Annotated in this window: 11 protein-coding genes; 10 read left to right on the top strand and 1 reads right to left on the bottom strand. The window is 72.4% G+C overall.

Annotation, left to right across the window (positions count from 1 at the left end):
• Positions 1-529: 529 nt before the first annotated feature.
• The 10 genes from ACZ6R9_RS12880 to ACZ6R9_RS12835 all read left to right on the top strand — a co-directional run bounded on the left by ACZ6R9_RS12880 (position 530) and on the right by ACZ6R9_RS12835 (position 10,589).
• Positions 530-904 carry a hypothetical protein gene (locus tag ACZ6R9_RS12880; RefSeq protein ID WP_380485821.1) on the top strand — a complete coding sequence of 125 codons (375 nt, stop codon included), beginning with the start codon at positions 530-532 and terminating at the stop codon, positions 902-904.
• A 48-nt stretch (positions 905-952) separates the two neighbouring features.
• Complete coding sequence (locus ACZ6R9_RS12875) at positions 953-1,282, top strand: ArsR/SmtB family transcription factor (RefSeq protein WP_380485822.1); 330 nt, start codon at positions 953-955, stop codon at positions 1,280-1,282.
• A 278-nt stretch (positions 1,283-1,560) separates the two neighbouring features.
• Positions 1,561-3,642, top strand: a complete 2,082-nt coding sequence (locus tag ACZ6R9_RS12870) for a S9 family peptidase (protein ID WP_465538190.1) — start codon at positions 1,561-1,563, stop codon at positions 3,640-3,642.
• Between the two features lie 62 nt (positions 3,643-3,704).
• Positions 3,705-6,050: an immune inhibitor A domain-containing protein gene (locus tag ACZ6R9_RS12865; protein ID WP_465538189.1), complete on the top strand. Its 2,346-nt coding sequence runs from the start codon at positions 3,705-3,707 to the stop codon at positions 6,048-6,050.
• Between the two features lie 64 nt (positions 6,051-6,114).
• Complete coding sequence (locus ACZ6R9_RS12860; RefSeq protein WP_380485828.1) at positions 6,115-6,687, top strand: helix-turn-helix domain-containing protein; 573 nt, start codon at positions 6,115-6,117, stop codon at positions 6,685-6,687.
• On the top strand, positions 6,684-7,982 hold the full coding sequence (locus ACZ6R9_RS12855; RefSeq protein ID WP_465538188.1) for an MFS transporter: 1,299 nt from the start codon (positions 6,684-6,686) through the stop codon (positions 7,980-7,982). Before ACZ6R9_RS12860 ends, ACZ6R9_RS12855 begins: the two co-directional genes overlap by 4 nt.
• A 178-nt stretch (positions 7,983-8,160) precedes the next feature.
• Positions 8,161-8,544 carry a hypothetical protein gene (locus ACZ6R9_RS12850; protein ID WP_100584651.1) on the top strand — a complete coding sequence of 128 codons (384 nt, stop codon included), beginning with the start codon at positions 8,161-8,163 and terminating at the stop codon, positions 8,542-8,544.
• On the top strand, positions 8,544-9,647 hold the full coding sequence (locus tag ACZ6R9_RS12845) for a hypothetical protein (protein ID WP_465538187.1): 1,104 nt from the start codon (positions 8,544-8,546) through the stop codon (positions 9,645-9,647). The genes ACZ6R9_RS12850 and ACZ6R9_RS12845 overlap by 1 nt, the downstream gene beginning before the upstream one ends.
• A gap of 37 nt (positions 9,648-9,684) precedes the next feature.
• Positions 9,685-10,116, top strand: a complete 432-nt coding sequence (locus ACZ6R9_RS12840) for a roadblock/LC7 domain-containing protein (protein WP_380485834.1) — start codon at positions 9,685-9,687, stop codon at positions 10,114-10,116.
• A 98-nt stretch (positions 10,117-10,214) separates the two neighbouring features.
• Positions 10,215-10,589, top strand: a complete 375-nt coding sequence (locus ACZ6R9_RS12835; RefSeq protein ID WP_380485836.1) for a hypothetical protein — start codon at positions 10,215-10,217, stop codon at positions 10,587-10,589.
• A gap of 2 nt (positions 10,590-10,591) precedes the next feature.
• On the opposite strand, the gene ACZ6R9_RS12830 is transcribed toward ACZ6R9_RS12835, so the two are convergent.
• The gene (locus ACZ6R9_RS12830; RefSeq protein ID WP_465538186.1) at positions 10,592-12,385 is read right to left on the bottom strand and encodes a glycoside hydrolase family 36 protein; all 1,794 of its coding nucleotides are present in this window, start codon (positions 12,383-12,385) and stop codon (positions 10,592-10,594) included.
• Between the last annotated feature and the right edge of the window lie 63 nt (positions 12,386-12,448).

The raw sequence follows: 12,448 nt of genomic DNA, 5'->3' as shown, positions 1-12,448 counted from the left end.
GTCGGATGCGGGTTCGACTCCCGCCTGCGCCTCTCCGCGGCGCGGTAGCTTCAATGGCAAAGCACGACGTTGTGAGAGTGACCCTCGGCCTTAAATGTGCCGGCGCAGAGCAATTGGGTGGCACCTCAGGGGCCCGGGAGCTGGATACCGCTCCCGGGCTCCGTCACGTTTCGGGCGGGTTGTCGTCCGGCTCGGGGCGGGTGCGTCGTGTTCGGGGCGGGTGCGTCCGGCTCGGGGCGGGTCCGTTTGTGTTCGGGCGGCCTCCGAGGGAGTTCATCTACGCAGGGATGATCCGTGCAGGGATGGTTGCGTTCGGCGGGTTTCGCGGATGTTCCCCAGGGCCGACCGAAGAAATCGCACTTACGTGAACTGTTCACATCCAGAGTTGCAAATGTCTTCATGTGGTCGGCGAATCGGCGGCGACAGATCAACCTGCGACCAGAGTCGAACGATTGTGGTCGGCAGATGGCCGCAGTGCGGTCCGGTTCCTACAGTCGTGCCACCGAACCCCACGACAGGAGGACAGGCGATGGCGAATCTCGAGACCTCGCTCAAGGAAGCCATGACCATCGAAGGTGCCATCGGGGTGGCCCTGGTGGACTACGGCAGCGGGATGGCACTGGGCACTCTCGGCGACGGCGGGGAGATCGATCTGAACGTCGCCGCCGCCGCCAACACCGACCTGGTGCGCGCCAAGATGCGGGCGATGGAACTGCTCAACCTCCACGACGACGGCATCGAGGACATTCTGGTCACCCTGACCGGGCAGTACCACCTGATCCGCCCGCTGACCACGGCCGGCGGGCGCGGGCTGTTCCTCTACCTCGTGCTCAACCGCAGCCGGTCCAACCTGGCAATGGCCCGGCACCAGTTGAAGCGGATCGAGTCGTCCCTGGAGGTCTGAGTACGGAGCGGCGGCCCGTGGGCCGCCGACGACAGAAGGGGAGGAAGCATGCCCGTACCGCTGTACCAGGCCAAGGCCGACTTCTTCCGGATGCTCGGCCATCCGGTCCGGATCCGAGTGCTCGAACTGCTCCAGGCGGGGCCGACGCCCGTCCGCGAGCTACTGCCCGAGCTCGACGTCGAACCGTCCAGTCTCTCCCAGCAGTTGGCCATCCTGCGCCGCTCCGGGCTGGTCACCGCCACCCGTGAGGGCTCCACCGTGGTCTACGCGCTGGCCGGCGCCGACGTCGCCGAACTGCTGCGCACCGCCCGCCGGATACTCACCGAGCTGCTCGCCGACCAGGGCATGCTGCTGGAGCAGCTCCGCGCCTCCCACTGAGCACCCCCGACGGGCCACCCGCTCCCCCACCCGGATGGCCCGTCATCGGTGTTCGTGCAGGCAGTTCAGGCAGTTCGGGCAGCTCAGCCAGCTCAGGCAGTTCAGGCAGCTCGGGCACTTCAGGCGGTCCAGGCGGTTGCGGTCCACATGGCGCCGCCCGACCGATGGCCGACCGGCCGGGCGCTGGTGCTGGTGCTGGTGCTGGTGCTGGTGCTGTGTGAAATTTCACATGTCATACATCTGGCATAATCGAGCCTCCTCGGGCCACCATTCAGCAGGTGACCCACACCGACCCCTTCCTCGCGCTGAGCGCCGCCACCGGCCGCTTCAGCTACGGCTCACCCCGCGCGGTCACTCTCGCCGCCGACGCGAGCCGCGCCCTGTTCCTGCGCTCCACCGGCCCGACCGACCCGGTCGAGCGCCTGTGGAGCTATGACCTGGCGGACGGTCAGGAACGCCTGATCGCCGACCCGTTGGACCTCGCGCCCGACCGCACCGGCGCGATCGCGGACCTGCCTGCGGTGGAGCGCCGCCTGCGCGAGCGGATCCGGCTCTGGGCGCCCGGCATCGGCTCGTTCGCCGCCACCGCCGATCTCGCCACGGCGATCTTCGCCCTCGACGGCCGGCTCTTCCGCTGCGAGACCGGGACCGGCGCCTGCACCGAACTCCCGGTCGCGGGGCCCGCGTTCGACCCGCGCCCGAACCCGGACGGCTCGCTCGTCGCGTACGTCGCCGACGACGCGCTGCACCTGACGCCGGGCGGCCGGCTCAGCCCGGCGGACGGGGCGCGCTGGGGCGTGGCGGAGTTCGCGGCGACCGAGGAGCTGGGCCGCACCCGGGGCCACTGGTGGTCGCCCGACGGCACCGCGCTGCTGACCGCCCGGGTGGACGAATCTCCGCTGCCGCTGCGGCACTTGGGCGATCCGGCGCACCCGGAGCAGGAGCCGGACACCTTCGCCTACCCGCAGGCCGGCGGCCCGAACGCGGACGTCCAGCTGTGGGTGCTGCGCCTGTCCGGCGCCCGCACCCAACTGCGCTGGGACGACGCCGAGTTCCCGTACGTGTTGGCGGCCGGCTGGGAGGGCGACGGAGAGATCCTGCTGACCGTCGCGGACCGGCTCCAGCAGCGGATCCTGCTGCTGAGCGCCGACCCGGCCACCGGCGTCACGCGTGAACTCTCCTGCACCGAGGACGAGTTCTGGGTGGACCCGCTGCCGGGCACCCCGCTGCGGCTGCCCGACGGGAGGGTGCTGACCTCGGCGGACACCCCTGCGGCGCGCGGCCTGGCGCTGGACGGCAAGCCGCTGACGGACGAGCGGCTCCAGGTGCGCCGGGTGGTCGGACCGTGGCAGGGCGGCCTGCTGGTCGAGGCGGGCGACGGCGACCCGGCCGACCAGCACGTGTTCCTGCTGGACCCGGACGGCGGGGCCCCGGAGCGGCTCACCGAGGGCCCTGGCGTGCACACGGTGGCCGCGCACGGCGAGGGCGTGCTGCTGCTCACCTCGGCCACCCTCGACGGCGTCCGGCGCGAGCTGCGCCGGCACGGCATCCGCACCGCCTTCCCCGACCTTGCGGCCGAACTCCCGTACCGTCCCACGCCGTTGCTGGCCAGGGTGACCGAGCACGGGCTGCCCTCCGCGGTGCTGTACCCGCGCGGGCACGTGGCAGGCCGGCGGCTGCCGGTACTGCTGGACGTGTACGGCGGCCCGGGCTACCAGGCGGTCGCGCACGAGCCGCGCCGCTGGCAGCTGAAGCAGTGGTGGGCCGACCAGGGCTTCGCGGTGGTGACCGTGGACAACCGCGGAACGCCCTTTGTGTCACCGGAGTTCACCCGGGCGATCTTCCGCCGCTTCTCGCAGGTGGCGATCGACGACCAGGTAGCGGCCCTGCAGGCGCTGGGCGCCGCGCACCCGGATCTGGACCTGTCCCGGGTGGGCGTGCGCGGCTGGTCGTACGGCGGGTACTTCGCGGCGATGGCGGTGCTGCGCCGGCCGGACGTGTTCCACGCGGCGAGCGCGGGTGCGCCGCCGACCGACTTCCGGCTGTACGACACCGCTTACACCGAGCGGTACTTGGGGCTGCCGCAGGAGAACCCGCAGGGGTACGAGGCGGACTGCCTGCTCGCCGACGCGCCGTCACTGACCCGTCCGCTGCTGCTGATCCACGGGCTGGCCGACGACAACGTGCACCCCTCGCACACGCTGCTGCTGTCGCAGGCGCTGACCCGGGCCGGCCGTCCGCACGCGGTGCTTCCGCTGCCGGGAGTGAGCCACATGCTGCCGGACGGGGAGCTGGAGCGGGTGGCGGCGGTGGAACTGGACTTCCTGCGACGGGAGTTGGGCGCGACCCCTTCCGCGTGATGCATGACATGTGAAATATTACCCCCCATTCCTTTACCTTCCCTTCCGCTAAGGAGCGGGACTTGCGCAGACTCCCCACAGCCCTCCTGGCTGCGCTGACCACTGGCGCGATAGCCCTGACCGCCGTCCCGGCGTCCGCCCAACCGTCCTCCCCGGCACCGCAGTCGGCGTCCGAGGGCCGCGAGGCCCCGTCGTCCCCGCTGCCGCCGCAGGAGCGGGCCCGGCAGGCGCTCAAGGCGCAGGCCATGGAGCAGGTCAACCAGGGCAAGGTCGCCAGGAGCGACAAGGGCACCACCCCGGCCAAGGTGAAGATCGGCAACGACTACGTCCAGCTCGCGCACCAGCGCACCGACAAGGTCTTCGTGATCCTCGCCCAGTTCGGCGACCAGGTCGACAACTCCACGCTGTACAACGGGAAGCCGCGCTACGGCGGCACCCCGGGCCCGCAGCACAACCAGATCGCCAAGCCGGGCTCGAACGACACGCACACCTACTGGCAGAGCGACTTCAGCCGCAGCTTCTACCAGAAGATGTTCTTCGACGACGCGCCGGGCGCGAACTCGATGCGCAACTTCTACCGCACCCAGTCCTCGGGCCGGTACGACATCGAGGGCACCGTCACCGACTGGGTCACCCTGCCGTGGAACGAGGCCCGGTACGGCTCCAACAAGGGCCCGCAGGGCGGCGGCGCCTGGACGCAGGCGCAGGAGTTCGTCCGGGACGCCACCAAGGCCTGGTACGACGGCGAGATCGCCAAGGGCCGCTCGGCGGCGGACGTCAAGGCGGAGCTGGCGCAGTACGACGTCCAGGACCGCTACGACTACGACAAGGACGGGAACTTCGACGAGCCGGACGGCTACCTCGACAACGTGATCGTGGTGCACGCCGGCGTGGACGAGACCTGGGGCGGCGGCGCGCAGGGCGCCGACGCCCTGTGGGCGCACCGCAGTTGGACCTTCCCCGACCCGTCCGGCCGGACCGGCCCGGAGGGCAACCGGATCGGCGGCGCGCCGGTCGGCGACACCGGCCTGTACGTGTACGACTACGTGCAGGCGGGCGAGAACAGCGGAGTGGGCCTGTTCTCCCACGAGTTCGGGCACAACCTGGGCCTGCCGGACCTGTACTCGACCAACGGCGGTGACAACTCCGTCAGTTTCTGGTCGCTGATGTCCTCGGGCTCGTACCTGGGCAAGGGGCGCAACAGCACCGGCGAGTACCCGGGCGACCTGGACGCCTGGAGCAAGTTGCAGATGGGCTGGCTGAATTACGACGAGGCGCAGGCCGCCACCCGTTCCAGCCACACCCTGGGCGTCTCCGGCTACAACACGGACCAGGCGCAGGCCGTCCTGGTGCACCTGCCGCCGGGTTCGACCACCACCACGCTGGCCGACCCGTTCGAGGGCGGCGCGCAGTGGTGGAGCGACACCGGCGACAACATGGACGCCTCGCTGGCGCGCACCGTGGACCTGACCCGTACCACCGGCTCGGCCGCGCTGGACGCCGCCGCCTGGTGGGACACCGAGCAGGACTACGACTTCTTCACGGTGGAGGCCTCGGCCGACGGCGGGAAGAGCTGGACGCCGCTGCACGGCACCGTCGACGGGCAGCCGATCGGCGACACTCCCGCGAACACCCCTGGCCTGAGCGGCAGTTCGGGTGGCTGGCGGCAGCTGCACCTTCCGCTGGACGGCTACCTCGGCAAGCAGGTGCAGGTGCGCTTCCACGTCACCTCCGACACCAACACCCACGGCAAGGGCGTGCTGGTGGACGCGGTGAAGCTGACCGCGGACGGCGCGGTGCTGCTGGCCGACGGCGCGGAGGGCGGCCCGGGCGACTGGGCGGCCGTCGGGTTCTCGGTCATCCACGGCAAGGACGCCGTCAAGCAGCACCCGCGGGCGTACCTGGTGGAGAACCGCCGCTACGTCGGGTACGGCGCCTTCCTGAAGACCGGCCCGTACAACTTCGGCTACCGGGACGTCCCGGGCCGCGGCGACGTCATCGACACCTACCCGTACCAGGAGGGCGTGCTGGTGTGGCTGTGGGACACCTCCTACGGCGACAACAACACCGTCGATCACCTGGGCGGCGGGCTGATCCTGCCGGTGGACGCGCACCCGAAGGCGCTGCGGTTCGCGGACGGTTCGCTCAGCAACGGGCGTTCGCAGCCTTACGACGCGACGTTCTCGCTGAAGAAGACCGACGCGTTCACGCTGCACAAGGCGGGCGTGGCGACCAAGGTGCCCTCGGAGCCGGCGGTGCCGGTGTTCAACGACCACAGCGGGGTGTACAGCGACCCGGCGATCCCGCAGCTCGGGGTGAAGGTGCCGGACACCAACACCCGGATCGAGGTCGTGCGTGAGACCCAGGGCGGCAAGCTGACCACCGTCAAGGTGGGCCCGGCCTCCTGAATCCAGCACCGGCCGGCGGCTGTTCCTCTTGTAAAGGCTTCTTTCCAAAGATAGCTTTAGATACATGAGCGAACAGCCGTCGGCCGTCCGGCTGACCGATCCGCGCGCCCTGCGCGCCTACGCCCACCCGACCCGGATGGCCCTGGTGGGCCTGCTCCGCGTGCACGGGCCGCTGACCGCGACCCGCGCCGCGGAGCTGATCGGCACCGAGTCGGTCGCCAGTTGCTCCTTCCACCTGCGCCAGCTCGCCAAGTACGGGCTGGTCGAGGAGGCCGGCGGCGGGCGCGGCCGGGAGAAGCCCTGGCGGGCCACGGCCACGTTCACCAGCTGGGACGCCTCCCCCGCCGACCCGGAGCAGGCCGCCGCCGTCGACACCTTGCAACGCGCCGTGCTGGACGGCTACTTCGCCCGCGCCACCGCCTGGCTGGAGCAGCGCGCCGAGGATCCGCCCGAGTGGCGCGAGGCGGCCGGCTTCGGCGACACCGTGGTCCGGGTCACCGCCGAGGAGCTCGCCGAACTCCTCACCCGGATCGAGGAGTTGACCCGCCCCTACGTGGAGCGCGCGGACGCTCTCCCGGAGGGTGCCCGCCCCGTCCAGCTGATCCAACTGGCCGTCCCGACGGACGTGCGGCCGTGACCGGTCGCCCACGCATACCCGAGCTGCTGCGCGAGCCGGCCTTCCGCCGGTACTGGACCGGGCAGAGCATCTCCTCGCTGGGCGACCAGATCACCCTGCTGGTGATCCCGCTGATCGCGGTCTCCGCCCTGCATGCCGACGCCGCGCAGATGGGCTACCTGGCCGCCGCCGGTTACCTGCCGTACCTGCTGCTGTCGCTGCACGCGGGCGGCTGGGCCGACCGCTACGGGCGGCGCCGCCGGGTGATGATCGCCACCGACCTGGGCCGTGCCGCGGTGCTGCTGACCGTCCCGATCGCCTGGGCCGCGGGCCTGTTGACGCTGTTCCAGCTGTACGCGGTGGTCCTCGCGGTCGGCGCGCTGTCGGTGTTCTTCAACGTCTGCAACCTGCCGCTGTTCGTCGCGCTCGTCCCCGCCGGCCAGTACCTGCGCGGCAACGCGCTGATCAACGGCAGCCGCGCGGCCAGCTGCGTGGCGGGCCCGGGCCTCGGCGGCCTGCTGGTCCAACTGCTGGCCGCTCCTTTGGCGTTGGTGGTGGACGCGGCGTCCTTTCTGACGTCCGCACTGTTCCTGCACCGGATCGAGGCGGCGGAGCCGCCGCCCGCCGAGGCCGGGCGCGGCTCGGCCGGCCAGGGGCTGCGCTGGATCCGCCGTTCCCCCGTGGTGCGGGCCGCGCTGCTCGGCACCGCCACCGTCAACCTGTTCACCTTCGTCATCAGCGCACTGTTCGTGCTCTACGCCACCCGTGAACTCGGCTTCAGCGCAGGCCTGTTGGGCTCGGTGCTGGCCGCCGCCGCGGTCGGTGCGCTGCTCGGCGCGGCGGTCACCGGACGGCTGGCCGCCCGGATCGGCGTCGGGCCGGCCTTCCTGTTCGGCCTGGTGCTGTTCCCCGCGCCGCTGCTGCTGATCCCGCTGGCCGGCGGCTCGGTCGGCACCGCCGCCGCGCTGCTGTTCGGTGCCGAATTCCTGTCCGGCGCCGGTGTGATGATCCTCGACATCTCGGCCGGGGCGATCTTCGCCGCCTGCATCCCGGACGCCCTGCGCTCCCGGGTGTTCGGCGCCTACCAGGCCGTCAACTACGGTGTGCGGCCGCTTGGTTCACTGCTCGGCGGCCTGCTCGGCTCCGCCCTGGGCCTGCGCCCCGCACTCTGGATCGCCGCGATCGGAGCGGTGGCCTCCGGGCTGTGGGTGCTGTTCTCGCCGATCCCGCGCCTGCGCGAACTCCCCGGCCAGGACGGGCCGGTGGACCGGAACGAACCCGCTGACCAGGGGGAACGGAGCGAACAGCCGGCCTGACGACAGCTCGGGAGAACGGGCCACCCTAGCGCATTCGGGCATATGCCCGATGGATATGGCCGAAAGTCTCGCCCTCCGGGGACCCCGCCGGTAGCGTTGCGTTTCGGTCAGACTACCGCAGGTGAAGGCGGTGGCAGCGACGCACCGTGCCCCACACGGTGGGGAGGGAACGCGCTACGTGCCCGGTATCGAGGAGTGCCTTGCGGAAGCCATGGGGATCACCGGCGCCCTGGGGGTCAGCCTGGTCGACTGGACCAACGGCCTGGCCATCGGAACCGCCGGACTGGGCCCCGACGGAGACCACGAGGTCGGGGCCGCCGACGCCACCGAACTCGCCCGGGCCGTCACCCAGACCCCGTCGTTCGCCGACCCGGACTCCGGTGCCCCGCCCGCCGAGGACGTCATCGTCACCTCGGCCGGCAACTACCACCTGATCCGTTTCGTCCCCGCCGCCTTCGACGCGAACGTCTTCCTCTACCTCCGGCTGGACCGCGACCACGCCAACCTGGCGATGGCCCGGCTCCGCCTCGCCGCCATCGCCGACCGACTGGTGCTCACCTGATGTGGCCCACCGATACCCTCACCGCACCCACCGAGACACCCACTCCGAGGTTCGACGCCCTTCCCCCGCGCGTCGTCCCGCAGGCCGCCCGGCACGCCGCTCCGGCCGTCCGCGAGCTCGCTCCGACTGCCCGCGCGCTCGCTCCGGCCGCCGTTCCGCCGATGCCGACCGTACCGCCACTGCTGGTCGCGTCCCCACTCCCTGGACCCCACCTCACCTCTGTATCACCGGAGTTGGGGCACCGGCCGGGACGCGCCCAGGCCGCTCCGCTGCCGCGCCGCCGGCGTTCCAGCTGCGCACCCGCGACCGCCTTCGAGGCGGCGCTCACCGACCTCGCCGCCCAGGGCGTCACCGGCGTCCTGCACGGCCCGGACGGCGCGGTGCACCTGGCGGCCGGACTGGTGGTGCACGCCGAGTCGCCGCGCGGCGCGAGCGTCGGCCACCTGCTCACCGGCGCGGGCCGGATCACCGTCCGCGCCTGGGAGGAGAGCATGGCGCTCGGCGGCGGGCACCCCGCCGACCAGCTGCTCGCGACCGGCCTGGTCGGACCCGGCGAACTCGAACTCGCCCGCCTCGCCGCGACCCTGGACGGCGCCCAGGACGCGCTCGCCCAGCACGACGTCGAACTGCGCTTCGACCCCGACGCCCGCCCCGCCTTCCGGCTCGGCCGCCCGCTGTCCGTCCTGGAGCTGCGCGGCGCGGTCGGCCGGCGGCGCGCCCTGCTGGACGCCTGCTGGCCGTCCGCCGAGCTCGACTCCGCCCCGCCCATCGCCACCGGCGCGGCCCCGGTGCGCCGCACGGCCGTGCCACGCCACCGCCGACAGGCGCTGCTGGCCGCCGCCGACGGCACCCGCACCGTGCCCGAACTGGCCCGGCTGCTGGGCCGCTCCACCTTCGGCACCCTGCTGGACGTCCGGCAGTTGGCCGCCGCCGGACTGCTCGCGGCCGGCCGGCCCGCCGTCCTCCCCGACCCGCCACCGGCCGCCGGGCCTGGGCCCGCGCCGCCGGACGTGCTGTTGCCGCCCGGTCCGCGCTCCTACGACTCCTCGGACCCGGAGGTGGGCCTGCTGCTCCGTCTACGCGCCGCCCTGGAGGCCCTGTGACCGCCCTGCCCGTCCGCCCCTGCCCGCCGTCCGAGTCATGAAGCGCACCTTTCGTCAACTGACCGCGAGGAGGACGCCCGTGCTGCCCGAAGCCGAGGTGCAGGCCGAACTGCGCGGCCTGCGTTCCCGCGTCCCGCACCTGACGGGTTCGCTGGTCGCCACCGTCGACGGTCTGGTGGTGGCCCACGACACCAGCGCCCTGGAGGCGGAGAGCGTGGCCGCGCTGACCGCCGCCGCGCTCGGCGTCGGCGCGCGACTGACGGAGGCCACCGGGCAGGGCGCCTTCCTGGAGCTGCTCACCCGCGGCGAGCGCGGCTACACGGCGACGTACGCCGCCGGCTCGTACACCGTGCTCACGCTGCTGGCGGGCGCGCAGGCCAACGTCGGCCGCCTGCACCTGGAGGCCCGCCGGGCCGGGGCGCGGATAGCCGCCCTCGCCGACACGGACCTGGACCGCAGCCCGCTCTGACCCTCCCCTCCCCCTTCGACGCTCATCTCACCTCCGAACCACCCGGTCCGTCGATCTGACGTGCCGTCAATTCACTTACTGGAAGAGGTACTTGCACCATGGCTGCTGTGGAATCCGCACTCAAGGAGATCATGGGGTCGATCGACGGCACCATCGGTGTCGCCCTGGTCGACTACAACAGCGGGATGGCCCTGGGCCTGATCGGCGGCGGTCCGGAACTGGACCTGAACGTCGCCGCCGCCGGCAACACCGACGTGGTCCGGGCGAAGCTGCGCGCGATGGAACTGCTCAACCTGAACGAGGCGATCGAGGACATCCTGATCACTCTCTCCTCCCAGTACCACCTGATCCGCCCGCTCACCTCCCGCTCCGGCAAGGGCCTGTTCCTGTACCTGGCGCTGGACCGCAACCGGGCGAACCTGGCGATGGCCCGCCACCAGCTGAAGAAGGTCGAGACCGACCTGGAGGTCTGACGCTACCCGGCCCTGCGGAGGGTGAGCAGGCCCCCGGTGGGCACCCGGACGGCGAGTTCCGTTCCCTCGACCGGGGTCTGCGCCCGCGCCACCTCCCCGCCCAGGCAGTCCTGGACCAGCAGGTCGAGGCGGCCCGGCGCCCGGTCGAAGTCGATCCGCACCAGGGTGTCCGGGTCGGCGTTCGCCACCAGCAGCAGCCGCCAGTCGCCGTCGGCGCGCAGCGGCAGCGGGGCGTAGCGGCCGAACGCGAGCGCGTCCGCGCTCCGCGCCTCGATCACGGGGTACGCCAACTCGGGCCGGTGCGGGCGCAGTTCGCTTCGCTGGAGCAGCTCGCGGTGTTCCTTCATGACGCCCAGCCAGAACCTGAGGGCGGCCAGTTGCTCGGCGCGCTGCACGCCGAGGTCGACGGAGACCTGGGCGGTGGCGAACAGCACCGACTGGAACAGTACGGCGATCTGCTCCGGGCTCTCCTCGGGGTGCCAGGTCAGCGGGTCGGCGTGCACGGCGAGCGGCCCGGCGGTGAGTCGCAGGTCCGCGGTGCGGACCCGGTTCTCGACGGCGTTGTGCGGGCAGTCGGCGGCCCGGACCATGGTGGCGTACGGCCACAGGCCGGGGCCGAGGTAGTCCTGCCGGTGCTCGACCAGCACGTCGGGGCGGGTGGCGCGGAGTCGTTCGTCGAGGTCGGCGAGCAGTTTCCGCACGCCTTCGGCGACGGTGGCGCAGTCCGCTTCGGGTGAGGCGGTGTGGGGTGCGGCGCCGGGTGCGGGCCGGCGGGCGAAGGTGTCGATGAAGTCGACCTTCAGGCCGTCGACGCCGTACTTCTCGACGGCGGCGGCGAGCCGTTCGACCTGGTGGGCGCGGACGGTGGCGCTGCGCGGGTCGAGCAGGTGGGTCTCCAGCTGCGGCAGGTGGGCGAGGGTGTGGCCGGCCAGTCGCTTCGCCGCTTCGCTGCGGTCGCCGACGAACGGGACGGCGTGCCACAGCAGGTAGTTCAGGCCGAGGCCGCGGATCCGGGCGACGTGCCCGGCGAAGTCCGGGAAGTCGGTGGGGGCGGGCTGCCAGTCGCCGGTGGTGGCGTAGGAGCGGGTGCGTTCGTCGGTCTGCCAGCCGTCGTCCACGATCAGGGTGCGGAAGCCGAGCGGGGCGGCGAGTTCGGCGAGGCGTTCGACGTCGGTGGCGGCCATCGCCAGGTGCAGCGCGTACCAGGTGCAGAACACCGGCTCGAAGGCGGCGTCGGGGACGCTGCGGACGGGCGCGAGGGTGGCCCACCAGTCGGCGGATTCCCGTACGGTGTCGGCGAAGTGACGGCCACTCAGGTCGAGGCGCAGGGCGATCCGGGGGCCGTCCTGCTCGACCCACCAGCTGTAGCGTCCGGTCTCCTCGACGGCGCCTTCGCCGATGGCGACGGGCCGGACGAGTTCGCCGACGGCGAAGGTGCACAGCGCGCCGTCGCCCGGGCCGACCAGGCTGCCGACGGGCGCGCCCTTGGGCAGCGAGGCCTCCCGGGGCGTCGCCCAACTCGGGGGCAGCCAGCGGGCGTTGGTGTTGGGTGTCCAGTAGCCGGTGGCGCCGGTGCAGGGCAGCTGCCACTCGATCCGCAGGCGGGCGTCCGGCTCGGTGCTGGACGCCTCGATCAACAGCACGCCGGGGACGGCGAGTTCGGTCACGGTCACGGCCGGGGCGGCCTCGCTGCCGACCGCCGTCACCCGGACGGTGAGCGGGCCGGCATCGACGGTGCGGGAGGTCTCGGTGCGGCCGGACGGCGGGGCGGAGCCGTCCCAGGACAGTGCGGTCACGCGGGGTTTCCTTTCACGGGGGGTGGTCCCGCCCCGGCCGGCCGCGGAAGCGGGAGAACGGCC

It is taken from the genome of Kitasatospora sp. NPDC048662 (genome assembly GCF_055587065.1).
The sequence above is the reverse complement of the archived record's forward strand: the minus strand, read 5'-3'. Positions and strand labels throughout refer to the sequence as shown.